The organism is Pseudomonas sp. Pso3, assembly GCF_055393275.1.
This window is the reverse complement of the sequence record NZ_AP043687.1, coordinates 1,465,798-1,489,570: the sequence shown is the minus strand read 5'-3', so window position 1 is coordinate 1,489,570 and position 23,773 is coordinate 1,465,798. Positions and strand designations below refer to the sequence as shown.

The window sequence follows — 23,773 nt, the reverse complement described above, 5'->3', positions numbered from 1 at the left end:
CTTCTGATGGAGACTGCGCCGACGTAGCCACGTGCCCCCTATCTGCCGAATGGCGCGCCTCCGGGTGACCCCGTGGCCCTGGCCGGGGTCCCATGCCCTATAGTCCCAAGGAAAGCCCCTACCCGCATGAGCGATCACCGCCTCCGCAAGCAACGCCGCCTCGAACGCCTGCAGCGCTTCCTCGACTGGGCCGGCCGCACCCATCCCGACTTCGTCGCCAAGCAGCAGCACCAGGAACTCTGGTTCAAACCCTACTCGGGCTATCCCCTGCCGCACCTGGGTCGTATCGCCAAGGCCTTCTGGCTGGGTCTCGACGAAGCCACCGCGGTCGCCGTCGGCAGCGCGCCCGATCCCGACAGCCTGCTGGGCCAGACGCTGCTCAATGCCGGCAAGACCTTCGGCTATCCGGTGGATGTCTTCGGCAGCGAAAAGCTCTTTACCGGCGGCGCGGCGAGCGAATTGCTCGAACCCCACTGGGCGCTGAATCTGGCCGACAGCGCTTCGGCCGAGGCCTTTGCCGCCGCGGTCAGCGAGCGTCTGGGCAATGCCGTGCGCGAGCGGCTCGGCCTCCTGGCGGCGCCCTTCGCCGAAATGGCGGACGAGGATCGCCAGCGGGTGCTGGAGCGGGTGCCCCAGGCGTTGATCCGCCTGGACGACTTTTTGCCGCGGGCGGTGGAGGTGCTCAACGAAACGCGCCACGAATTGAGATTCAACGTGGTGCTGACCCACGAGGACATTCGCCTGGAGATCCCCCGGCGGCTGGCGGCCAACCAGGGCCGACTGCTGAGTGACGCCGATGTCGCCGCGCTAAGGGCCGAAGCCGAGGCGGACCTGCGCGAGCGTTTCGCCGTGCTGGTGGGCGAAGCCGATGCCCTGGACTTCGATCTGCACCAGCTGGGCACGCCGCGCCTGCAGGAGCTGATGCGCCTGGAAGCCGACAAGCTGCGCCGCGCGCTGCGCCACGCCGTGACCCAGCAGCGCGAGAAGATGGCCTTCGCGGTGCTGCTGGAAAACAATCCGCGCTTCGGCCAGTACCACCAGAATTATCCGGCCCGCCGCCTGACCCGCACCTGGACCGCCCTGCTCGGCCCTACCAACAGCGGCAAGACCCACAGGTCCATCGAGGCCATGGCGGCGGTGACCCATGCCATCTACCTCTCGCCGCTGCGCTTGATGGCCCTGGAAAATCAGGAGCGCCTGGAATCCCTTGGCGTACCCTGCTCGCTGGTCACCGGCGAGGAGGAGATCATCCGCCCGGGCGCCACCCACTTCTGCTGCACCGTGGAGGAATTCGCCCGCTTCCGCCGCCAGCAGTGGGAAGTGGTGGTGGTCGACGAGGTGCAGATGCTGGCCGATCCGCAGCGCGGCTGGGCCTGGGTCGATGCCCTGGTCAGCGCCCACACCAAGCGCCTGCTGATGACCGGCCCGGCGCTGATCGAACCCTCGCTGCGCACCCTCTGCGAGCTGTGCGAGGACCGCCTGGAGATCAAGCCCACCAAACGCCTGTCGCCGGTCACGGTGGCGCGCCACGCCACCACCCTGGAGCGCCTGGAACCGGGTTCGCTGCTGGTGGCCTTCAGCCGCCGGGTGGTGCTGGAACTCAAGGGCCTGCTGGAAATGGCCGGCCGCCGGGTGTCGGTGGTCTATGGCGCCCTCTCGCCGGAAGTGCGGCGGGAACAGGCGCGGCGCTTCCGCGAAGGCGAGACCGAGATCATGGTCGCCACCGATGCCGTGGGCATGGGCCTCAACCTACCGGCCCATACCCTGTGCTTCTACACCGACGAGAAATTCGACGGGGTGGAGAACCGGCCGCTGCGGGTGCAGGAGGTCAAGCAGATCGGTGGGCGCGCCGGACGGTTCGGTCATCATGCCGAAGGGGAAATCACCGCGCTGGAGCCCCATGTACTGCGCAACATCAAGCGGCTGTTCCACAGCCCGGACGATCCGGTGGATTTGCACCAGTTCCAGGTGCGACCGAGCCTGGAACACCTGCGCGCGCTGTCCGAGTTCATGGAGGAGCCCAGCCTGCTGCGCACCTGGCTGACCTTCAATCGCAACATCAACTATGGCGACGCCTTCGTCTCGGTACTGCCCGACGAGCTGGCCGAGTGGATCAAGCTGATCGACCTGCCCGGTATCGACTTCCAGCTGCGCTGGATCTTCGCCTGCACCCCGATCCGTGGCGGCCTGGAAGGCCCGGCCAGCAGCCAGGCCCAGCGCTGGCTGCGCAGCGTCGCCCGCGGCGAGCCGGTGGATCTGCCGCGCATTCCCATGGGCACCGATCTCGCCGGACTGGAAAGCGCCCTGCACGTGGTGGAGACCTATCTGCACCTGTCCCGCAGCCTGCCCGGGCTGTTTCCGGCCCTGGAACGCGGCCAGGACCATCGCGACCTGCTCAACGACGCCATCACCCGGGAGTTGTCCCGTCGACGCCGGCCGCGTGGCCAGGAAAAGGGCCAGGGCAAGGGCGGCCGCCGCCAGGGTCGCGGCGAGCGGCGCGGTGGGCGCTTCGGGCGTTAAGCGGATCGGGAGTCGCCGAGGGTCATGCTACCGATCGCGGCCATGGGCCGCTCCTACAGGGAAATGATGCTCCTGTAGGAGCGGCCCATGGCCGCGATAGTCCAAGCCAGAACGGCCGCATCGGCGGACCGCCATGGCCGCGATCATGGCCGCGTGGCCAGGAAAAGGGCCAGGGCAAGGGCAAAGGCGAGCGCCGCCAGGGACGGGGCGAACGCCGAGGTGGACGGTTCGGGCGCTAGGCGGCGCGGAAAGTTGCCAGCGGTCGCGCTACCGATCGCGGCCATGGGCCGCTCCTACAGGGAAATGACGCTCCTGTAGGAGCGGCCCATGGCCGCGATAGTCCAAGCCAGAACGGCCGCATCGGCGGACCGCCATGGCCGCGATAAAGAAAGACAGTCGCTCCTACCGGGACGTCCCCAGCGGCGCCCGCGCCTTGAAGCTCCAGGTGAAGAAGAATTCCGCCACCTGCTCACCGCTTTCGTCGGTGCCGACGCTGCGCAGCTCGACCTGCTGCGGCTCGCCGGTCTCCCGGGCGCGCACCAGCGCCGCGGCGATGGCCGCGCCCTGGTCGCAGCGAAAGACGATGGTGCCCACGGCCTTCTTGCTGAAGGTCGCCCTCATGGCCACCACCAGCATGGCGTAGCGGCTGCCGGAAAGACGGATGTGCCGGTCGGCGAGGATGCCGGTGGAAAATTCCGCCGCCATGCCCTCCACTGCCCAGAACATGCTCTTGAAGGGATTCTGGTTCAGCCAGCCATGGGTGACCTGCATCTGGCAGCCGGCATCGTCCAGGTGGCGCAGGCGCAGGCCGGCGATCTTGGCGATGGGCACCTTGGTCCAGACGAAGAGATTGAACAGCAGTCGATTCATGGCGAGCGCATCCGGCAGCCTGGCCGGAGCGCCAGGTGCCCGCAGCTTAGCGCTTCGCCCCGGGCCGCTCCATGGCTGGCGGACGCGGCCCGGTAGACAGTTCGCGACCCCCGGGTCGCGCGGCCGGGGCGCCTCGCCGAAGAGGCGCCCGCGGGCCTTATAGCGGATTGGCGTTGAGTTGCTCGGCGTAGCGCCGGGTCATGAACACCGCGAACAGCAGACCGGCCACCGCCAGGCTGCCGCCCACCAGGCCGACGTAGGGCATGCCGACATGGGTCCCCACCACGCTGCCGAGCAGGGCGCCGCCGCCGATGCCGACGTTGTAGATGCCGGAGAACAGCGCCATGGCGACGTCGGTGGCGTCCTTGGCCAGGGCCAGCACCTTGGATTGCAGCGCCAGGCCGAAACTCATGATGGCGATGCCCCAGATGACGCTCAGACCCTCCAGCATGAAGCTCTTCCAGGCGAACGGCAGCAGCAACAGCAGCGACAGGGCGATGCCGGCGATGGCCGCGATCAGGAAACCATTGGGGAATCTCAGGCTGTAGCGGCTGAACAGCAGCGAGCCGATGACGCCGGAGCCGCCGAACAGCAGCAGCAAGGCGGTGATCTGCATGCCACCCATGCCCGCCACCTCCACGGCAAAGGGCTCGATGTAGCTGTAGCCGGTGAAATGGGCGGTCACCACCAGGGTAGTGAGCAGGTAGATGCACAGCAGCGCCGGGCGCTTGAACAGCACCGGCAGGCTGGCCAGGGAACCGGAATTCTCGCTGGGCAGCAGCGGCAGGTTGCGCGCCAGCCAGAGCACCGTGCCCACCGCCAGCGCCGCGATGGCGACGAAGGTGTAGCGCCAGCCCAGCAATTCACCCAGCACCCGGCCCAGCGGGATGCCCAGCACCATGGCCAGGCAGGTGCCGGTGGCCAGCAGGCCGAGGGCCTGGGTCTGCTTGCCGGCCGGGGCGATACGCACCGCCAGCGAGGCGGTGATCGACCAGAACACCGCATGGGCGAAGGCGATGCCGATGCGGCTGGCCACCAGCACCTCGAAGCTCCAGGCCACCCCGGAGAGGCCGTGGCAGGCGATGAACACGATGAAGACGAACACCAGCAGCCGGCGCCGCTCGATGGAGCGGGTGGCGAGCATCATCGGCAGCGACATCAGGGCCACCACCCAGGCATAGATGGTCAGCATCAAGCCGACCTGCGAGGGGCGCATGTCGAAGCTGCGCCCGATGTCGCTGAGCAGCGCCACCGGAACAAATTCCGTGGTGTTGAAGATGAAGGCGGCCAGGGCCAGGGCGATGACACCGGACCAGCTGGGCTTCCGGGCTTCGGCGGTAGCATCCATGGGGGGTCTTCTACTCCAGAGCGAAAGGGTGGATGGCGACTCTCGGTCAGAAAGCCGACGACAAAAACCCACGAGCAAAGGCCTGGCCCGCCTGCGACGCCGGGTCGCGAGCGAGAAGTCTGCCGTAGGTAGGGATTGGAATTGAATGTAGTAAAAATTCTACGCTGTCGATTCGGACCATCACAACCTCCCGCAGTTGCGCCTGACAGCGGCAATCGCCTGGCCGAAGCGGCCAACCGCCTGATCGGTGGCGCTTTTTTACCCGGGAGCAGCACGCCGATCGCCTGGCGCTGCGACAAAACATCGCGAAACCTTTTGCCTGGACGAAGCTCCGAGCGAAACGCGCCGGATGATTGACCTTACCCCAGGGGCAAGCTCTAGCCTCGGCGTCACCAGCCCAGTCAGGAGCCTCCCCCATGCGTATCGTCCTCTCCTCCACCCTGCTCGCCCTCAGTCTGCTCGCCGGCGGCGTCGCCCAGGCCGCCGAGACCCAGCACCCGGCCCACCAGGACATGCAGAAGAGCATGGAGACCATGCACCAGGGCATGGAAGAAGGCCTCAAGGCCAAGGACCCGGACCTGGCCTTCGCCAAGGGCATGCTGGCCCATCACGAGGGCGCCGTCGACATGGCCCGCTATCAGCTGCAGCACGGCAAGGACCCGGAGATGCGCAAGCTGGCCGAGGACATCATCCAGGCCCAGCAGAAGGAAATCGACCAGCTCAATCGCTGGATCAAGGCCCACGGCAAGTAATGGCGCACCGCATCCGGGACTGGCACAGTGGGACGCCAGGCCCGAAGCGGAGTCCACCATGCTGATCGACCATCTGGATCATCTGGTCCTGACCACCATCGACCTCGCCGCCTGCGAGGATTTCTACACCCGGGTGCTGGGTATGCGCCTGGAGACGTTTGGCGCGGGGCGCAAGGCGCTGCGCTATGGCAACCAGAAGATCAATCTGCACGAGCGGGGGTACGAATTCGAACCCAAGGCGCACCTGCCGGTGCCGGGCGCCCTCGATCTCTGCTTCATCGCCCGGGAGCCGCTGGACCAGGTGATCGCCCATCTGCAGCGCGAGGGCTGGCCGATCATCGAAGGCCCGGTGGCTCGCACCGGCGCCACCGGACCGATTCGCTCGGTCTATGTCCGCGATCCCGACCTCAACCTGATCGAGATCGCCGAGTACCCGGCCTAGGCTCTGCGCGAAAGGTCGCCGATCGAAGGTCAGGCGAGGCGAAAAGAAGCCTGAGGAAGCGGAGTTTACGAGTGGTAAATGAGCATTCCGAAGGCGTTTTCAACGACGCATCACCGAGTGCAGGCACTTTTCGTACAGAGCCTAGCGCGGCCGACCGAACACCTGGGTCCAGTAGAGGCTGTGGGTGCTCCGCGGATTCAGGGCATAGGCCGCGCCCATTTCGGTGAATTCCGGATTCATCAGATTGGCGCAGTGGCCCGGACTCGCCAGCCAGCCCTGCATGGCCTGGCTGACCGAACCGGCGCCCGCGGCGATGTTTTCACCGATGCGGGTCCAGCCGTAGCCCTGTTTGCCCACCCGCTCGGCCACGGTGCCGCCGCCGGGGGCGGTATGGGAGAAGTAGTCGCGACCGGCCATGTCCTGGCTGTGGGCCAGGGCGGCATTGGCCAGCGCCGGATTCCAGCGCAGCGGGGTGGTCGCGGCAAAACGCCGGGTGCCGCAGGTGCGCGCCTGGGCCCGGGCGCGATTGACCTCGGCGAGGACCGCCTTGCCGGCGCTCTGCCAGTCGCCCAGGCCGGCGCTCACCACCGGACGCGCCAGCACCAGCTGCCAGCGCGGCCCCTGCTGACTCACCCCGATCTGCGCATAGTCGCTGCTGGCCAGCGGCCGGCAATACTGCTGGCGCAGTCCGGCCATGGCCGCCTGGGCGGTGGGGGCGCCCGCCAGCATGATCACCTGCACGGCCGATGCCTGATAACCCGCGGCGCGCAGATCGCCCTGCAGTCGATCGCGACCGGTCAGGCGCACCGCCGCCAGGCGACTGTCGGCGGCGAGCGGCGCCGCGGCGCGGGTGCCCGGGCACCCCTGGGGGGCGGCGCGATAGGCGTTGATCAGACTGACCAGACGCGCCTCCTCGGGCGTCGCGGCGAGGGCAGCCTGGGTCAGCAGGGTCGTGGTCAGCAGCAGGGACAAGGCGGGGAAACGGGACATGCGCGAGCGGATCCGGAAAAGACGGAAGCGCTATGTACCCGGCCTGAATCCAGGGCGCAAGCCAGACCGGTGGCCAGCCGAGGAACGGATGGCAGTTTGCTTGCAAGGGTGATTGGAGTAGGCTCGCCGGCTCATTCAACAGGAGTCTCTCCCATGGCCAAAGCCTCTGCCCGCCACATCCTGGTTTCCAGCGAAGCCAAGTGCAACGAACTCAAAGCCGCCATCGAAGGGGGCGCCGATTTCGCCCAGGTGGCCAAGGACAACTCCAGCTGCCCCTCCAGCCGCCAGGGCGGTGACCTGGGCACCTTCCGCCCGGGCCAGATGGTCAAGGAATTCGACACCGTGGTGTTCAGCGCGCCGCTGCATCAGGTCCAGGGTCCGGTAAAGACCCAGTTCGGCTATCACCTGGTGGAAGTCACCAGCCGCGAAGATTGATCGCGCCGGTGCTCTCGCTCGCAGCGGGGGCACCTCCCTTCCCTGCGCCCGACCGGCTATCCTGCAGACCTCCTGTCTCACGAGGATAGTGCCATGTCCCTTCCCCTCGAACGTCACGGTCAGTGCCTGTGCGGCGCCGTCCAGCTGGATTGTCGCCTCGACAGCCTTGCCGTCTCGGCCTGTCATTGCCGGACCTGTCGCCGCTGGAGCGGTGGCCCGCTGCTGGCAGTGGACTGTGCTCAGCCACCGGTGATCGGCGGTGGCGATGCCCTGGCCGTCCATGCCTCGTCCGACTGGGCCGAGCGCGGCTTTTGTCGCCACTGCGGCACTCACCTGTTCTATCGCCTCAAGGCCGAGCCTTACTACGCCATTCCGGTGGGCCTGCTCGAGGGCAGCGACTGGTTGCTGGACAGCGAGATCTTCATCGAAGAAAAGCCGGCCTGGTATTGCTTCGCCAACCAGACCCGCCAGCTGACCGGCGCCGAGGCCATCGCCGAGCACGGCGAACAGGACTAGTCGCCTTCCGGCGCCAGCCATGACCACCGGTCGCCTCGCTGCGGGCGACCTCGGGGTCCTGCGCACGCTCGTTATCACGCCAAGGCTCATGCCAGAGCCCCGGCCTCTGCCGCCCCCCTGATCCGTTGCGCCCGGTCGCCTGCGGCCTGGGCGCACACCCCTATCAAGCCGCTGGCAAACGCGCCGATGCCTGGGTGAGCTCCCTTTCCCAGCCTGCCAGACAAGAGGAACAATCATGGGGTTTCTGCAACGCTTCGGCGCGCGTGCCCGACAGGGCGGTAGCGGCGTGTTCAGCCTGACCTGCTCCGCTCGCGAACTCGGCGACCGCCTCGGCGGCGTCGCCCTCAAGCCCACCTATATCGCCGGCTTCATTTCGCCACACCTGGACCTGGACGCCATCGCCCGGCAGCTGGCGGGGCGCTTTCCCGGCGCATCCATCAGCCTGTGCACCACCTCCGGCGAACTCTGCGGCAGCGAGCAGCGCCTGTATTGCGCCGCCGATGGCGCCTGGGACCGGCTGGTGCTGCAATTCTTCGACGCCTCGGTCATCGCCTCGGCCGAGGTGGTGCACGTTCCGCTGGACAGCGAGGACATCCGCCGTGGCGGACCGCGGCGCAGCATGAAGGAGCGCCTCGCCCGCCTGACCGAGTCGCTCAAGCGCCTGCAGGTGCGCACGCCCATCGATCACCGCGATACCCTGGCCTTCGTGCTGTTCGACGGCCTGTCCGCCTCGGAATCCTTCTTCATGGAGGCGCTGTACGAGTCCGGCCGCTTTCCCTGCCTGTTCGTCGGCGGCTCCGCCGGCGGCAAGGGCGACTTCCGCCAGACGCTGCTGCACGATGGCCGCAAGGCCTATGAAAACCATGCCCAGCTGGTCTTCCTGAAGATGGCCCGGAACACCCGCTTTGGGGTGTTCAAGAGCCAGAATTTCAGCGCCACGCCGCTCAGCCTCAGTGTCCTCACCGCCTCCCTGGAAGAGCGCTACATCAGCCAGGTGGTCGACAGCCGCGGCCAGATCAAGAGCATGGTGGCGGCCCTCTGCGAGGCCCTGAGCTGCCGCGCCGAGCAGCTGGAGCAGCGCCTGGCGGACTATTCCTTCGCCATCCGCGTGGGCGAGGAGCTGTTCGTCCGCTCCATCGCTCGCATCGACTACGAGCGCGAGCGCATCCACCTGTTCTGCGACGTGGCGCCCGGCGAAGAGCTGGTGATGGTCAAGCGCACCTCCCTGGTGGACGCCACCCGCGAGGATTTCGCCCGCTTCCTGCAGGGCAAGAGCGGCACCCCGCTGGTGGGCGTGCTCAACGACTGCATCCTGCGCCGCGCCAACAACGGCGCCGAGCTGCCGCGCATGGGCGAGGTGTTCGGCCAGACGCCGGTGGTGGGCTTTTCCACCTTTGGCGAGATCCTCGGCCTGAACCTCAACCAGACGCTCACCGCAGTGTTCTTTTTCCGTACCCCGGAGGGTGCGCCCTTCCGCGACGACTACGTCGACAACTTCGCCGCCCACTACGGCGAGTTCAAGGCCTTCTTCCTGCGCCGGCAGATCAAGAAGCTGGCCGGTCTGAGCCAGGTGGTGGTCAACCAGATCAACGAATTCAAGCGGCAGAACTTCACGGGTGTGGTGGATGCCCAGGGCCTCGACGACTCCATCCAGGCGGTGTTCGGCGGCCTCGCCGACCTTGGCCAGGTGCTGCGCCAGGCGCACCAGAGTCGCCAGGAGATCGGCGAGCAGTTGCGGCACTACTCCGGCGAATTGCACAGCAGCATGGACGATCTGGCAGGCAACATCCTGCAGCAGGGCGAGGTCACCCGCCAGGCCGACAGCACCGTGCAGCACCTCACCGAACAGGCCGAGGACGTGGTGCGCAGCGCCAACGAGCTGAGCCAGTCGAGTCTGCGCATCCAGTCCATCGTCCAAGTGATCCAGCAGATCGCCGGCCAGACCAACCTGCTGGCGCTCAACGCGGCCATCGAGGCGGCGCGCGCCGGCGAGAGCGGTCGCGGCTTCGCGGTGGTGGCCGACGAGGTGCGCAACCTGGCGGCCATCACCCACAAGAACGCCGCCGAGATCGGCGCCGACATCGACCAGCTGTCGCGCGCCATCAGCGAGGTCGGTGCCCATATCGCCGGCCAGGCCCAGGACGTGGGTTCGCTGCAGGAGCTGCTCGCCGTCCTGCGCGAGTCCGGTCGCCTCACCGCCCAGACCTCCCATCGCACCAAGGACATCGCCGACACCCTGACCGGCCTCACCGCCGCCACCTCGTCCTAGGCTGCAGGGGACTTACCGTTCGTCGGCACTGACCGGCAAGTCCCGCCCTCTTCCCGCGCCGCCGCCCCTCACCAGGAGGGGCGACCGGAGGCCGCCGACTCACCCCTTGAGTGACCGCAGGGTCACGGCCAGCGCCGTGGCTTGCGGCCCTGTTTTGCCCTCATCGGCGACCCATGGGTCAGCAATAGACGCCCCAAACCCGCTCCCAGCCGCGTCTACGACTTTTGTAGTGACTATACGAAAGCACTACAAAACTGAGTTGACGACGCCCTTATCTCCTGCAAATCTCTAGCTGCACCGGACGCGAACCCCCTATCCATGCGGGTCGCGCCTGGGCTCCGGGTGACCCTCGGGCCGTCTTGCGTAGTGATGCTCAAGAGGCACTACAAGAGAAGACGACTGAAATGCCGCGCTGCTCGAGGCAGCGTCGCCAGAGGTGACGTCCGGATCCATGCAGGAACGTACGGCGACATGACTCGACAGCTGGGCTGACCTTTCGCCTTCGCGACCGGCATCCGGGTGGCAACCGCCATCCCGCTGCCGGACGTTGGGAAAAGACTGGTACCCAAGCCAACCTCATCGAGAAGGATCGACTCATGTCCGCTTACGAGAACGACGTTAAGGCCATCGCCGCCCTCAAGAACAGCATCGGCAATCACTGGAGCGCCATCAATCCGGAGTACGCAGCGAGGATGCGCCTGCAGAATCGCTTCAAGACCGGTCTCGACATCGCCCGCCACTGCGCGGCCATCATGCGCCGGGACATGGCCGCCTACGACGCCGACAGCAGTGCCTACACCCAGTCGCTGGGCTGCTGGCACGGCTTCATCGGGCAGCAGAAGCTGATCGCCATCAAGAAGCACCTGGGCAGCACTAAAGGCCGCTACCTCTATCTGTCCGGCTGGATGATCGCCGCGCTGCGCTCGGAATTCGGCCCGCTGCCGGATCAGTCCATGCACGAGAAGACCAGCGTGCCGGCACTGATCGAAGAGCTCTACACCTTCCTGCGCCAGGCCGACGCCCGCGAGCTGGGCATGCTGTTCCGCGAGCTGGACGCCGCCCGCGCCGCCGACGAGAACGCCAAGGCCGCCGCTATCCAGGCCAAGATCGACAACCATGAAACCCATGTGGTGCCGATCATCGCCGACATCGACGCTGGGTTCGGCAACGCCGAGGCCACCTACCTCCTGGCCAAGAAGATGATCGAGGCCGGCGCCTGCTGCATCCAGCTGGAAAACCAGGTCTCCGACGAGAAGCAGTGCGGCCACCAGGACGGCAAGGTCACGGTGCCCCACGAGGACTTCCTGGCCAAGATCAACGCCGTGCGCTACGCCTTCCTCGAACTGGGCGTGGACGAGGGCGTCATCGTCGCCCGCACCGACTCCCTGGGCGCCGGCCTGACCAAGCAGATCGCCGTGAGCAAGCAGCCGGGCGACCTGGGTGACCAGTACAACGGCTTCCTCGACTGCGACGAGGTGGACGCCAGCCAGCTGGGCAACGGCGATGTGCTGATCAGCCGTGGCGGCAAGCTGCTGCGGCCCAAGCGCCTGGCCAGCGGCCTGTTCCAGTTCCGTGCCGGCAGCGGTGTGGATCGCGTGGTGCTGGACTGCATCACCTCGCTGCAGAACGGCGCCGACCTGCTGTGGATCGAGACCGAGAAGCCCCACGTCGGCCAGATCAAGGCCATGGTCGACCGCATCCGCGAGGTCGTGCCCAACGCCAAGCTGGTCTACAACAACAGCCCTTCCTTCAACTGGACCCTGAGCTTCCGCCAGCAGGTGTTCGACGCCCTGCAGGCCGAGGGCAAGGACGTCTCCGCCTACGACCGCGCCAAGCTCATGAGCGTGGACTACGACGACACCGAACTGGGGCGCCTGGCAGATGCACGGATCCAGAGCTTCCAGCGCGATGCGGCGCGCGAGGCAGGCATCTTCCACCACCTGATCACCCTGCCCACCTACCACACCGCGGCCCTGTCCACCGACAACCTGGCCAAGGGCTACTTCGCCGAGGAAGGCATGCTGGCCTACGTCAAGGGCGTGCAGCGCCAGGAGATCCGCCAGGGCATCGCCTGCGTCAAGCACCAGAACATGGCCGGCTCGGACATGGGCGACGACCACAAGGAATACTTTGCCGGCGAGGCCGCGCTCAAGGCGGCGGGCAAGGACAACACCATGAACCAGTTCCATTGATCACGGCCACTGCGGAGGACACGCTCATGAACCTGAACGACAACCCCAGCCTGGACGATCTCAAGCAACTCTTCGGCCGGCTCAAGGACAAGAACCACAACCACATCCTCTGGGTCTGCGAGAGCGGCGCGGTGCACGTCGACCGCCTGCCCGGCGGCGAGACGCCCGAGCAGTTCGAAGAGCGCCATCCCAGCCTGCGCATCCGCTTCAAGACCTACAACAAGGGCGGCGGCTACGTCGGCAAGTCGGCAGCGGCGGACGACAACTTCATCCGAAGCGTCCACACCGCCCTGCAGGAGCACTGGCGCCTGGCCGGTCGGCAGCAGCAGCCGGCCTACGTGGATCGCTACTGCTAGCCATGAAAAAGGGCGCGGCGGGTAGCTGACCACCCGCCGCGCCCTGCCCCACCTTCGAGGCGACTCGCCTGATCCTGGATGGCCCTCCCGGATCGAGCGAGTCGCCTCTTCCGTTTACAGCACGAACAGGTCCACGAAGCGATGCACCGGGGTGGCTTCCAGGCCTGCCTGGTCCTTGCACAGCGCGAAGATCTGGGCGCAGCGACCGGCTGGGAAGCGCGTCGCCAGGTTGCTCTGGAATTTGCGCTCCAGCAGCGGAATGCCCTCTTCGCGGCGCCGGCGATGGCCGATGGGATATTCCACGGCGATCTTCTCGGTGCTGCTGCCATCGGTGAAGAACACCTGGAGGGCATTGGCGATGGATCTCTTGTCGGCTTCCAGGTATTCGCGGCTGTAGCGCTCGTCCTCGACGATCTCCATCTTCTCGCGCAGCTGATCGATGCGCGGATGAGCCTGGTGGAAGGCGTCCTCGTAGTGCTCGGCGACCAGGTCGCCGAACAGCAGCGGCACGGCGATCATGTACTGCAGGCAGTGGTCGCGGTCGGCGGCGTTGGCCAGGGGACCCTGCTTGGAGATGATGCGGATGGCCGATTCGTGGGTGGTCACCACGATCTTCTCGATTTGATCCACCCGGTCGCGCACCTGGGGATGCAGGATCACCGCGGCCTCGGCGGCGGTCTGGGCATGGAATTCCGCCGGGAAGCTGATCTTGAACAGCACGTTTTCCATCACGTAGCTGCCGAAGCCCTGGGGAAAGCTGAACTGACGCTGGTCCGCCGGCTTGGTGGCCAGGTCCTTGTTGGTGTGACTGAACAGCACGTCGTAGAAGCCCCACTGGGGCGCGCTGAGCACGCCCGGGATACCCATCTCCCCACGCAGGGCGATGTCGGCCAGGCGTACACCACGGCTCGAGGCATCACCGGCGGCCCAGGACTTGCGGCTGCCGGCATTGGGTGCATGGCGATAGGTGCGCAGCGCCTGGCCATCGACGAAGGCGTGGGACAGCGCCGCCAGCAGTTGCTCGCGGTTGGCGCCCATCAGCTTGGCGCTGACCGCGGTGGAGGCCAGCTTGACCAGGAAGACGTGGTCCAGGCCGACGCGGTTGAAGGAGTTCTCCAGGGCGAAGACGCCCTGGATCTCGTGGGCCATGACCATGGCCTCCAGCACCTCGCGCATGGTCAGGGGCGCTTCGCCCTGGGCCACGCGGCGCTGGGAGAGGTGGTCGGCCACCGCCAGGATGGCGCCGAGGTTGTCGGAGGGGTGGCCCCACTCGGCGGCCAGCCAGGTGTCGTTGTAGTCCAGCCAGCGAATGATGCAGCCGATGTCCCAGGCGGCCTTGACCGGGTCCAGGCGATAGCTGGTGCCCGGCACCCGCGCGCCCTGGGGCACCACGGTGCCCTCCACCTGGGGGCCGAGCAGCTTGGTGCACTCGGGGAAACGCAGGGACAGCAGGCCGCAGCCGAGGGTGTCCATCAGGCAGTTGCGGGCGGTGTCCAGGGCCTCGCGGGAGGTGACCTGGTAGGTCAGCACGTAATCGGCCAGGTCCTGGATGACCTGGTCGTAATCGGGTCGGTTGTTGAGATCGACGTTGGCGCTCATGGAGGTTCCTTTATATAGCGTCTTATCGCGGTCATGGCGGTCTGCCGATGCGGCCGCTGTACGGGGTTAGGTTCATCGCGGCCATGGGCCGCTCCTACAGGACGCTCCCGCCCTTGTAGGAGCGACCCATGGCCGCGATCAAACAATCAACGATTGGAGATGGGGGTGAACGGCCGCTGCTCGACGCCGATGTAGTCCGCACTGGGGCGGATGATGCGGTTGTCGGCGCGCTGCTCGAAGACGTGGGCGCACCAGCCCGCCGTCCGCGAGCAGACGAAGATCGGGGTGAAGAGCGGCGTCGGAATGCCGAGGAAGTGGTAGGCCGAGGCGTGGTAGAAGTCGGCGTTGGGAAACAGCCCCTTCTCTTCCTTCATGGTGCGGTCGATGGCTTCCGAGACCGGGAACAGCACCCGGTCGCCCATTTCCGCCGCCAGTTGCCGGGCGTAGTCCTTGATCACCTCGTTGCGCGGATCACTGTCGCGGTAGATGGCGTGGCCGAAGCCCATCACCTTTTCCTTGCGTTCGAGCATCTGCTTGAGGCCGGTGACCGCCTCCTCGGGCGAGGCGAAGCGCTCGATCAACGCCATGGCCGCCTCGTTGGCGCCGCCATGCAGCGGGCCGCGCAGGGAGCCGATGGCGCCGGTGACGCAGGAATAGAGATCCGACAGCGTCGAGGCGCAGACCCGGGCGGTAAAGGTGGAAGCGTTGAATTCGTGCTCGGCATAGAGGATCAGCGAGACGTTCATCACCCGGGCATGCAACTCGCTGGGCGCCTTGCCGTGCAGCAGGGTGAGGAAGTGGCTAGCGATGTCCGGGGCGTCGCTGGTGCAGTCGATGCGGGTGCCGCTCTGGCTGAAGTGGTGCCAATACAGCAGGATCGCCGGAAAGGCGCCGAGCAGGCGATCGGCCACCTGCTGCTGGTCGGCGAAGCTGTGCTCCGGCTCCAGGGTCCCCAGCAAGGAGGCGCCGGTACGCATCACGTCCATGGGGTGGGCGCTGGCGGGGATGCGCTCCAGGCCTTCCTTGAGCGGCTGCGGCAGGTCGCGCAGGGCCGCCAGGCGCTGGCGATAGGCGTCCAGTTGCGCTTGCGTCGGCAGCTCGCCATGGAGCAACAGGTGGGCGACTTCCTCGAAGTCGGCCCCGGCGGCCAACTCACGGATGTCGTAGCCCCGGTAGGTGAGGCCGGCGCCGGTCTTGCCGACGGTGCAAAGCGCGGTCCGGCCGGCGACCTGGCCACGCAGGCCGGCGCCGCCGAGGGTTTTACTGTCTGCCATCGTCTCGCTCCTCTTGGAGTTGTTGTGCGAAAAAGCGGGCGTTCAGGGTGGAGCGTCAGTGTTTCTGTTGTTGGAACAGGCGATCCAGCTGGTCCTCGTAGCGGTGATAGTCGATGCGGTCATAGAGCTCGGCGCGGGTCTGCATGGTGTCGACCACCGCCTGCTGGCTGCCGTCGCGGCGGATCGCCGTATAGACGTTTTCGGCGGCGCGATTGGCCGCGCGGAAGGCCGACAATGGGTAGAGCACCAGGCCGACATCGGCACCGGCCAGCTCCTCGGTGGTGAACAGCGGCGTGGCGCCGAATTCGGTGATGTTGGCCAGGATCGGCACCTTCACCGCCTGGGCGAATTGGCGGTACATGGGCAATTCGGTTATGGCCTCGGGGAAGATCATGTCGGCGCCGGCCTCGACGCAGGCGCAGGCGCGATCGATGGCGGCCTGCAGGCCTTCCACCGCCAGGGCGTCGGTGCGCGCCATGATGACGAAGTCCGGGTCGGTGCGGGCATCCACTGCGGCCTTGATGCGATCGACCATCTCCTGCTGGCTGACGATCTCCTTGCCCGGCCGATGACCGCAGCGCTTGGCGCCGACCTGATCCTCGATGTGCATGGCCGCCGCGCCGGCCTTGATCAGGGCACGGGTGGTGCGGGCCACGTTGAAGGCCGAGGCGCCGAAGCCGGTGTCGACGTCCACCAGCAGCGGCAGGTCGCAGACATCGGTGATGCGGCGGACGTCGATCAGCACGTCTTCCAGGCCGCTGATGCCCAGGTCCGGCAGCCCCAGGGAGCCGGCCGCGACCCCGCCGCCGGACAGGTAGATGGCCTGGAAGCCGGCGCGCTTGGCCAGCAGCGCGTGATTGGCGTTGAGGGTGCCGACCACCTGCAGCGGGCGTTCGGCGGCGACGGCGGCGCGGAATTTCTGGCCGGGACTGACGGCAGGCATGGCGTTACCTCGACTGAGCTTGGACTAGGGGATGGTGCTGCAGATTGCGCTTGGAGGCGGCGATGTGGCGGCGCATCAGCAGCTCGGCCAGTTCGCCGTCGCCCTCGGCCAGGGCATCGAGGATGCGATGGTGCTCGGCGAAGGCCTGGCGCGGTCGATTGGGGGTGGCGGAGACCTTGAGTCGGTACATGCGCACCAGGTGATAGAGCTCGCCGCAGAGCAGCCGCACCAGCATGCCGTTGCCGCTGGCCTGGATGATGCGGTAGTGGAAGTCGTGGTCGCCTTCCTGCAGGTAGTAGCCGGTGCCGGCCTGGAACGCCGGATCGCGTTCGTGGGTATGCAGCAGCTGGCGCAATTCCTCGATGCCCTGGGGCGTGAGCCGCTCGGCCGCCAGGCGGCAGGCCATGCCTTCGAGGGATTCGCGGATTTCGTAGAGTTCGACCAGTTCGGCCAGGCTCAGGGCGGCGACCCGGGCGCCGGCATGGGGCACCCGCACCACCAGGCGCTGGCCTTCCAGACGATGGATGGCTTCGCGCAGCGGCCCGCGGCTGATGCCATAGGTGCGCGCCAGCTCGGGCTCGGAAATCTTGCTGCCCGGCGCCACGTCACCGCGGACGATGGCCTCGCGGATCCGGCGGAACACCTGCTCGGAGAGGGTCCCACTGTCGGTCTCGGGCGCTTCGGCCTGGAGGGGGCTATCGATCATTGTCGACACCTTTTGTGTTTATGGGCTGAATAACTACGCCTGAACGCCTTTCCCGTCAATCTTTGTCGACAATCCAGCTGTGACAGCCTGTATCTCGCTCCGCCAGAGGCGGTTCGCTACACTAGCGCGCCGCCCTCCCTGCCGAACTCGCCATGCCCCTCTGCCACCTGCATCCCCTGCCCTATCACGCCGATCCCACGGCGCGTTTCGCTCTACTGCAGGGCGAGCCCGGCGCGGTGCTGCTGGATTCCGGGCGGCCGGTGGCCGAGCGGGGTCGCTACGACCTCATGGCGGCCTGGCCGCTGGCGGTGCTGCAACCGGCAGCCGACGAAGATGGCCGCGCTTTCTTCGCCCGGGCGCGTACCGCCTTGGTCAAACTGGGCCGGGCGGAATTGCCGGACGAGGTGGAGCTGCCTTTCGCCGGTGGCCTGCTGGGCTATCTCGGCTACGACTTCGGCCGGCGCTTGGAACGGCTGCCAGACGGCGCCCACGCCGATCTGCAACTGCCCGATAGCCGCCTGGGCCTCTATGCCTGGGCGCTGATCAGCGATCACCAGGCGCGGACCAGCCAGCTGGTCTGCCATCCGGCGCTGGACGCAGGGGAACGCCAGCGACTGATCGCCCTGTTCGACGCCGGGGCGGCGCCCGAGGCCGAAGGCTTCCGGCTGACCGCCCCCTTCGTCGCCGATATCGACGAGTCCACCTATCGCCAGCGCATCGAGGCCATCCAGGCCTATATCGCCGCCGGCGATTGCTACCAAGTCAACTTCGCCCAGCGCTTTCGCGCGCCCTTCCAGGGTTCGCCCTGGACCGCCTACCAGGCGCTACGCGCGGCCTGCCCGACGCCCTTCTCCGGCTATCTGGCGCTGGACAGGGGCGCCCTGCTCAGCCATTCACCGGAGCGCTTCCTGCAGGTCAGCCGCGGTCAGGTAGAAACGCGACCGATCAAGGGTACCCGTCCGCGCCGCGCCGATCCGGCCGCCGATGCCGCCGAGGCCAACACCCTGCTGGCCAGCCCCAAGGATCGCGCCGAGAATCTGATGATCGTCGACCTGCTGCGCAACGACCTGGGGCGCAGCTGCCGGATCGGCTCGGTACGGGTGCCCGAGTTGTTCGCCCTGGAGAGCTATCCCAACGTCCACCACCTGGTCAGCGCCGTCACCGGCGAACTGGCCGCAGGGCTGGACGCCCTGGATCTCCTGGCCGGCAGCTTTCCCGGTGGCTCCATCACCGGGGCGCCGAAGATCCGCGCCATGCAGATCATCGACGAGCTGGAAGAGACCCGCCGCGGCCCCTACTGCGGCTCGCTGCTCTATCTGGACGTGCGCGGCGAGAGCGACAGCTCCATCCTGATCCGCAGCCTGCTCGCCGAAGACGGCGTGCTCAGCTGCTGGGGCGGCGGCGGCATCGTCATGGATTCCCACTGGGCCGACGAATACGCCGAGTCCCTGGCCAAGGTGCGAGTGCTGCTGGAGACGCTGGCAGCCCACAGCTGATCCGGCTTTGCTACCATGGCCTCATCCCTTACCCGGCTGGAGTCCGCCATGTCTCTCGATCTCGCCCGCATCAACGCCGACCTCGGCCGCGATCCCGAAAAGCTCGTCGCCTGGGCCCTGGGCCTGGGCAAGAGCGCCATCGTCACCACCAACTTCCGCCCCTTCGAGGCGGTGATCCTGCACCTGGTCAGCCAGGTCAAGCCGGACATCCCGGTGGTCTGGATGGACAGTGGCTACAACACCCCCGCCACCTACCGCTGCGCCGACGAGATCGTGCGCAAGCTGAATCTCAACCTGGTGACGTACCTGCCCAAGCGCTCGCGCGCCCACCGCGAGGCCATCGACGGCCCGGTACCCGGGCTGGACGATCCGCGCCACGCCGCCTTCACCGAAGAGGTCAAGCTGGAACCCTTCGCCCGCGCCCTGCGCGAGACGGCCCCGGAAGTCTGGTTCACCGCCCTGCGTGCCACCGACACCGCGGTGCGCGCCCAGATGGACCCGGTCAGCGTCAACCCGGACGGCCTGATCAAGGTCGCGCCGCTGCTGCACTGGACCTCCAAGGATCTCTACCAGTACCTCACCGCCCACGACCTGCCCAACGAGTTCGACTACTTCGACCCCACCAAGGGTGACGAGAACCGCGAGTGCGGCCTGCACCTCGCCCACTGAGTCCGTGCCTTTCGCGCGTCCGCTCCCGGGCGCGCGCCCTGCTCCTGCTGATAGCTCGCCCATGACCGCTTCCCGCCCTATCCACTCCCGCAAGGGCGTCTTTGCCGTGGTGCTCGGCAACGCCGTGGAGTTCTTCGACTTCGGCGTCTACGCCACCTTCGCCGTGCTGATCGGCCAGGTGTTCTTTCCCTCGCAGAACGCCTTCGCCAGCCTCATGGCCAGCGTCATCACCTTTGGCGTCGGCTTCGTCGTCCGCCCGCTGGGCGCCATCCTCATCGGCGCCTGGGCCGATCGGGTCGGGCGCAAGCCGGCGATGCTGCTGACCATGGTGCTGATGGCCCTGGGCACCGGCGGCATCGCCGTGCTGCCGGGCTACGAGCAGATCGGCATCGCCGCCCCCATCCTGCTGGTGCTGACCCGGCTGCTGCAGGGCCTGGCCTGGGGTGGCGAAGCCGGCCCGGCCACCACCTACATCCTGGAGGCGGCGCCACTGCACAAGAGGGGCACCTACGCCTGCTGGCAGGTGGTGGCCCAGGGCCTGGCCGCGGTGGCGGCCGGCCTGATCGGCTATGGCCTGACCCTCTGGCTGACACCGGAGCAGCTGCTGGCCTGGGGCTGGCGTCTACCCTTCCTGCTCGGCCTGGCGATCCTGCCCATCGGTCTCTACATCCGTCGCGGCCTGGTGGATACTCACGTCGGTGAAACCCGGGGCACCGGCGCGGTGCTGGGCGAGGTGCTGGCCACCCAGCGGCGGCCACTGCTGCTGGGGCTGCTGATCCTCTCCGGCAGCACCATCACCCAGTATTTTCTCAACTACATGACCACCTTCGCCCTGGTGGAGCTCAAGCTGCCGGCCGGGATCGCCATGCTCGCCACCTTGGTGATGGGCGCGGCCATGGCGGTCTGCTCGATCCTGGGCGGGGTGCTCAGCGATCGCTATGGTCGGCGCATCGTGCTAATCCTGCCGCGACTGCTGTTGCTGGTGCTGCTCTATCCGGCGCTGGAGCTCATCACCCAGGCACCCGGCCCGGGCACCTTCCTGCTGACCCTGGCCGTGCTCTCCGGCTTGCACGGCATGAGCGGCGCCGCCCTGATCGTGCTCCTGGTGGAAAGCTTTCCGCAGCGGGTACGGGCCACCGGCTTCTCGCTGGTCTATGCGCTGGGGGTGGCGGCCTTCGGCGGCACCGCCCAGATCGTGGTGACCTGGCTGATCGGCGCCACCGGGGATCGCATGGCGCCGGCCGGCTATCTGCTGGTGGCCAATCTGGTCTGCCTCGGCGCCGCCTGGTTCGCCGCCGAGACCTGCCCGGGGCGTCAGCCGGCGGAACGCTCCGCGGCGTAACCCTCTTCCCGACGGTTCTTGCGCTCCAGGCGGGTGTAGACGATGCCGGTCAGCAGGAGGCCAAACACCAGCACCGCGGCCAGCAGATAGAGACCCGAGGCCAGGGTCCCGGTCGCCGCCTTGAGCGCGCCGATGCCATAGGGGCCGAGATAGCCGCCGAGGTTGCCCACCGAATTGATCAGGGCGATGCCGGCGGCGGCACTGGCCCCGGCGAAGAAGCGTCCGGGCAGGGTCCAGAACAGCGCGGTAAGGGAAAACAGGCAGAAGGCCACGACCGATAGCGCCGCCAGTTGCAGCACGGCGGTGCCGAACCAGGCGCTGCCGGCCATGGCCAGGGCGCCCACGGCATAGAGCACCGCCAGGTGACCGTAGCGATCGCCCAGGCGATCCGAACTGCGCGGCACGATGAGCAGGCCGAGAATGCCGAAGGCATAGGGGATCGCCGAGATGAAGCCGGTGGTGAGATCGCTGCCGCCGAACTGGTGGATCAGCGTCGGCAGCCACAGCCCCAGGCCATAGATGCTCAGGGTCACCGGCAGATAGTAGAGCGCCAGCAGCAGCACCCGGCGGTCCTTGAGCGCATGCAGGGGGTTGCCATGGCGGGTCTGGTCGAAGAGGTGCAGGTCCTTTTCCAGCTCCGTGGCCAGCCAGCGCTTTTCCTCGGCATTCAGCCAGGCGACCTGTTGCGGACCATCCGGCAGCCGGGTCAGGGTCGGCCAGGCCAGCAGCACCGCCGGCGCGCCGATGCAAAGGAACAGCCACTGCCAGCCGTGCAGGCCGAGCGCGCCATCCAGTTGCAGCAGCATGCCCGACAGCGGCCCCGTCACCAGCATGGCGATGGGTTGGGAGAGGATGAACAGCCCCATGATCTTGCCGCGGTGACGCACCGGGAACCACTGGGTGAGGTAGTAGAGCACCCCGGGAAAGAAGCCGGCCTCGGCCACCCCCAGCAGGAAGCGCATGACATAGAAACTGGTGGGACCCTGGACGAAGGCCATGCCCATGGTGATGGCGCCCCAGGTGATCAGGATGCGGGCGAACCAGCGCCGGGCACCGAAGCGCTCCAGCAGCAGATTGCTGGGTACTTCGAAGAGGAAGTAACCGATAAAGAACAGGCCGGCACCGAGGCCGTAGGCGGCGTCGCCGATGCCGACGTCGGCGCCCATGTGCAGCTTGGCGAAGCCCACGGCAGAGCGGTCGATGTAGGCGACCAGATAGAGCAGGACGAGAAAGGGAATCAGCTTGTGCGTGATCCGGCGAATGAGGACGGATTCGGGGTGCATGGCGTTCTCCGACTTGTTGTTTTTGTGCGGTTGAAGCGCAGATCGCCCTAAAGTCTAACGTAATATCATTGAGACGTTAAATAGCCATAAGCCGCCATTAATCGGCACTTAAGGTAAATTTGGTACTATTAAAACAATGTTACGAAGTAGGAAATCTTACCTCTTGCTTTCCGCTGATCCCCATTACAGAGCCGCCTGGCCCACGATAAGATCGGTTATCGCGCTGATGGTGTTATAGTGATGGCACGACGACTTCGGATGCCTTTCGATGAATTACAAGACACCGCTGCCGCGCAAAAGCAGACACGCTCGCATCGTTCATGAGCTCGGTACCCAGATCGTGTCTGGACACTTTCTGCCAGACCAGCGCCTGCCCCCCGAGGCGCAGCTGTGCGAAGAGTACCAAGTGAGCCGCCCTGTCCTGCGTGAGGCTACCCGGGTGCTCGTGGCCAAGGGCCTGGTCAGGTCCAAGCCCAAGGTCGGAACCGTGGTCAAACCACGCAACGAGTGGCATCTGCTCGATCCCGACGTCCTGCATTGGCTGCTGGAGAGCGATTCGCGGCACAGCTTCTACGAGACCCTGGTCAAGGTGCGCAACATCATCGAGCCGGAGGTCGCCGCCATGGCGGCTGCCAATGCCCAGCCCGAAGACGTGAAGGCCATCGAAGACGCCTACGAGCGGATGGAGCAGGCCGTGGACATCGCCAACATGGCCGAACCGGACATGGCCTTTCACCTGTCCATCGCCACGGCCACCCACAACGAATTGCTGACTCACCTCTACAGCATCATGTTGCTGCCGGTGCGGGACTACCTGGAACGCTCCTCGGCGCTGTTCGCCGCCGGCGACAGCCTCAACCTGCTGGTCTCCCGGCACAAGGCTATCCTCACCGCCATCCAGCACCGCGACCCGCTGACCGCTCGCCACGCCGCCATCGCCCAGCTGGCCGGTGTCAATGACATGGTCGCCGAGGCCTTCCGGCCGCAGCCCTTGTCTGAAGGTGAAATTTCGTATGATCATTGAGGGCAAGAACCCACTCGCGGTATGCCCTCATGTCCAGCAGCTACCATGCCTCTACCGTAGAACAACTCGGCCAGCGCCTCGCGGCCGGGCAATTTCCACCCGGTAGCGCCCTCAAGGTAGAGGCGGATCTCTGCCAGGAGCTGGGCGTCAGCCGCACCATCCTGCGCGAAGCGATCAAGACCCTGGCGGCCAAGGGCATGCTGGAAGTCGGCCCCAAGGTCGGTACCCGGGTCCTGCCGCTGAGTCGCTGGAATCTGTTCGATACCCAGGTGGTGGGCTGGCTGGCCACGGGCGGTCTGCCTGCCCATTTCGTAAAGGACTTGCTGGATCTGCGCCACGCCATCGAGCCCGCGGCGGTCCGCTGGGCCTGCGAAAGAGCCACCCCTGAGCAGGTGCAGGCGATCCAGGTCGCCTACCAGCATCTGGAAGCCTCCCTCGAGGGCGGCGACTACAACACCGCCGACCAGCGTTTCCACGAGTGCGTCCTGGCGGCCAGCCACAATCAGTTCATCGAGCAGATGGTGCCCGCCCTGGGCGCCCTGCTGGCGGCCTCCTTTACCCTGTCGTCGGCCGATCCCGCCGAATTGCGACGTACCCTCCCCCTGCACAAGACCCTCGCCGACGGCATCGCCTCGCGCGATGCGGCGCGCGCCGTCTGGGCCTGCATGATGCTGATCGACAGCGCGGCGGTGACCCTGGCGCGCTATACGGACTGACGTTTCGGTCGGCAACCTTGGCGTCGCCGCA

General features: G+C 66.9%; 22 protein-coding genes and 1 pseudogene. 14 read left to right on the top strand and 9 right to left on the bottom strand.

What is annotated here, in order from left to right; translation table 11 throughout:
• The first annotated feature begins 126 nt into the window (after window positions 1-126).
• The gene (locus ACZ5R1_RS06980; RefSeq protein ID WP_464712946.1) at window positions 127-2,520 is read left to right on the top strand and encodes a DEAD/DEAH box helicase; all 2,394 of its coding nucleotides are present in this window, start codon (window positions 127-129) and stop codon (window positions 2,518-2,520) included.
• Between the two features lie 143 nt (window positions 2,521-2,663).
• Here ACZ5R1_RS06980 and ACZ5R1_RS06975 read toward each other — a convergent pair whose 3' ends face one another.
• The 3 genes from ACZ5R1_RS06975 to ACZ5R1_RS06965 form a co-directional block, all read right to left on the bottom strand.
• Entirely contained in the window at window positions 2,664-2,804 is a 141-nt protein-coding gene (locus tag ACZ5R1_RS06975) for a hypothetical protein (protein WP_464712945.1), read from the bottom strand.
• A gap of 118 nt (window positions 2,805-2,922) precedes the next feature.
• The gene (locus tag ACZ5R1_RS06970) at window positions 2,923-3,390 is read right to left on the bottom strand and encodes a DUF4442 domain-containing protein (RefSeq protein ID WP_074584645.1); all 468 of its coding nucleotides are present in this window, start codon (window positions 3,388-3,390) and stop codon (window positions 2,923-2,925) included.
• 157 nt (window positions 3,391-3,547) lie between these two features.
• On the bottom strand, window positions 3,548-4,738 hold the full coding sequence (locus ACZ5R1_RS06965) for a sugar transporter (RefSeq protein WP_007160527.1): 1,191 nt from the start codon (window positions 4,736-4,738) through the stop codon (window positions 3,548-3,550).
• Window positions 4,739-5,154: 416 nt separating this feature from the next.
• Here ACZ5R1_RS06965 and copM point away from each other — a divergent pair, with 416 nt between their 5' ends.
• Together copM and ACZ5R1_RS06955 are read left to right on the top strand one after the other, a co-directional pair.
• A complete protein-coding gene (copM, locus tag ACZ5R1_RS06960) occupies window positions 5,155-5,490 on the top strand; it encodes a CopM family metallochaperone (RefSeq protein ID WP_027598986.1) in 336 nt (111 codons plus the stop codon).
• A gap of 61 nt (window positions 5,491-5,551) precedes the next feature.
• On the top strand, window positions 5,552-5,932 hold the full coding sequence (locus ACZ5R1_RS06955; protein WP_027601598.1) for a VOC family protein: 381 nt from the start codon (window positions 5,552-5,554) through the stop codon (window positions 5,930-5,932).
• A gap of 141 nt (window positions 5,933-6,073) precedes the next feature.
• Here the strand turns inward: ACZ5R1_RS06955 and ACZ5R1_RS06950 are convergent, their stop codons facing one another.
• Window positions 6,074-6,922, bottom strand: a complete 849-nt coding sequence (locus ACZ5R1_RS06950; protein ID WP_007160530.1) for a CAP domain-containing protein — start codon at window positions 6,920-6,922, stop codon at window positions 6,074-6,076.
• A 153-nt stretch (window positions 6,923-7,075) separates the two neighbouring features.
• Between ACZ5R1_RS06950 and ACZ5R1_RS06945 the strand changes: the two genes are divergently transcribed.
• The 6 genes and pseudogenes from ACZ5R1_RS06945 to ACZ5R1_RS06920 all read left to right on the top strand — a co-directional run bounded on the left by ACZ5R1_RS06945 (window position 7,076) and on the right by ACZ5R1_RS06920 (window position 12,690).
• Window positions 7,076-7,357 carry a peptidylprolyl isomerase gene (locus ACZ5R1_RS06945; protein WP_007160531.1) on the top strand — a complete coding sequence of 94 codons (282 nt, stop codon included), beginning with the start codon at window positions 7,076-7,078 and terminating at the stop codon, window positions 7,355-7,357.
• A gap of 93 nt (window positions 7,358-7,450) precedes the next feature.
• On the top strand, window positions 7,451-7,873 hold the full coding sequence (locus ACZ5R1_RS06940; RefSeq protein ID WP_027598988.1) for a GFA family protein: 423 nt from the start codon (window positions 7,451-7,453) through the stop codon (window positions 7,871-7,873).
• A gap of 235 nt (window positions 7,874-8,108) precedes the next feature.
• A pseudogene (locus ACZ5R1_RS06935) lies at window positions 8,109-9,218 on the top strand (FIST signal transduction protein); the annotation flags it as partial.
• A 3-nt stretch (window positions 9,219-9,221) separates the two neighbouring features.
• The gene (locus ACZ5R1_RS06930) at window positions 9,222-10,142 is read left to right on the top strand and encodes a methyl-accepting chemotaxis protein (RefSeq protein ID WP_371099732.1); all 921 of its coding nucleotides are present in this window, start codon (window positions 9,222-9,224) and stop codon (window positions 10,140-10,142) included.
• 596 nt (window positions 10,143-10,738) lie between these two features.
• Window positions 10,739-12,334, top strand: coding sequence for an isocitrate lyase (locus ACZ5R1_RS06925; protein ID WP_464712944.1), 1,596 nt, complete (start codon window positions 10,739-10,741; stop codon window positions 12,332-12,334).
• A gap of 26 nt (window positions 12,335-12,360) precedes the next feature.
• Window positions 12,361-12,690 carry a hypothetical protein gene (locus ACZ5R1_RS06920; RefSeq protein ID WP_007160535.1) on the top strand — a complete coding sequence of 110 codons (330 nt, stop codon included), beginning with the start codon at window positions 12,361-12,363 and terminating at the stop codon, window positions 12,688-12,690.
• A 114-nt stretch (window positions 12,691-12,804) separates the two neighbouring features.
• Here the strand turns inward: ACZ5R1_RS06920 and prpD are convergent, their stop codons facing one another.
• The 4 genes from prpD to ACZ5R1_RS06900 form a co-directional block, all read right to left on the bottom strand.
• Complete coding sequence (prpD, locus tag ACZ5R1_RS06915; protein ID WP_464712943.1) at window positions 12,805-14,289, bottom strand: 2-methylcitrate dehydratase; 1,485 nt, start codon at window positions 14,287-14,289, stop codon at window positions 12,805-12,807.
• A gap of 146 nt (window positions 14,290-14,435) precedes the next feature.
• Window positions 14,436-15,563, bottom strand: a complete 1,128-nt coding sequence (gene prpC / locus ACZ5R1_RS06910) for a bifunctional 2-methylcitrate synthase/citrate synthase (RefSeq protein WP_464712942.1) — start codon at window positions 15,561-15,563, stop codon at window positions 14,436-14,438.
• A gap of 55 nt (window positions 15,564-15,618) precedes the next feature.
• Entirely contained in the window at window positions 15,619-16,506 is an 888-nt protein-coding gene (prpB, locus tag ACZ5R1_RS06905; RefSeq protein ID WP_077172357.1) for a methylisocitrate lyase, read from the bottom strand.
• A gap of 4 nt (window positions 16,507-16,510) precedes the next feature.
• Window positions 16,511-17,212, bottom strand: a complete 702-nt coding sequence (locus ACZ5R1_RS06900) for a GntR family transcriptional regulator (RefSeq protein ID WP_115946486.1) — start codon at window positions 17,210-17,212, stop codon at window positions 16,511-16,513.
• Window positions 17,213-17,364: 152 nt separating this feature from the next.
• On the opposite strand from ACZ5R1_RS06900, the gene pabB reads away from it, so the two are divergent.
• The 3 genes from pabB to ACZ5R1_RS06885 all read left to right on the top strand — a co-directional run bounded on the left by pabB (window position 17,365) and on the right by ACZ5R1_RS06885 (window position 20,719).
• Window positions 17,365-18,708, top strand: coding sequence for an aminodeoxychorismate synthase component I (gene pabB, locus ACZ5R1_RS06895; protein ID WP_464712941.1), 1,344 nt, complete (start codon window positions 17,365-17,367; stop codon window positions 18,706-18,708).
• 48 nt (window positions 18,709-18,756) lie between these two features.
• On the top strand, window positions 18,757-19,377 hold the full coding sequence (locus ACZ5R1_RS06890) for a phosphoadenosine phosphosulfate reductase domain-containing protein (protein ID WP_017641933.1): 621 nt from the start codon (window positions 18,757-18,759) through the stop codon (window positions 19,375-19,377).
• 61 nt (window positions 19,378-19,438) lie between these two features.
• On the top strand, window positions 19,439-20,719 hold the full coding sequence (locus ACZ5R1_RS06885) for an MFS transporter (protein WP_042138008.1): 1,281 nt from the start codon (window positions 19,439-19,441) through the stop codon (window positions 20,717-20,719).
• On the opposite strand, the gene ACZ5R1_RS06880 is transcribed toward ACZ5R1_RS06885, so the two are convergent.
• The gene (locus ACZ5R1_RS06880; RefSeq protein ID WP_042138006.1) at window positions 20,692-22,002 is read right to left on the bottom strand and encodes an MFS transporter; all 1,311 of its coding nucleotides are present in this window, start codon (window positions 22,000-22,002) and stop codon (window positions 20,692-20,694) included. The two genes, ACZ5R1_RS06885 and ACZ5R1_RS06880, sit on opposite strands and share 28 nt — an antisense overlap.
• Window positions 22,003-22,270: 268 nt before the next feature.
• Between ACZ5R1_RS06880 and ACZ5R1_RS06875 the strand changes: the two genes are divergently transcribed.
• Both ACZ5R1_RS06875 and ACZ5R1_RS06870 read left to right on the top strand, forming a co-directional pair.
• Window positions 22,271-23,026 (top strand): FadR/GntR family transcriptional regulator, encoded by a 756-nt coding sequence (locus ACZ5R1_RS06875; RefSeq protein WP_007160544.1) that lies wholly within the window; start codon window positions 22,271-22,273, stop codon window positions 23,024-23,026.
• A gap of 29 nt (window positions 23,027-23,055) precedes the next feature.
• Window positions 23,056-23,742 (top strand): FadR/GntR family transcriptional regulator, encoded by a 687-nt coding sequence (locus ACZ5R1_RS06870; protein WP_007160545.1) that lies wholly within the window; start codon window positions 23,056-23,058, stop codon window positions 23,740-23,742.
• The last annotated feature ends 31 nt before the right edge of the window (window positions 23,743-23,773 follow it).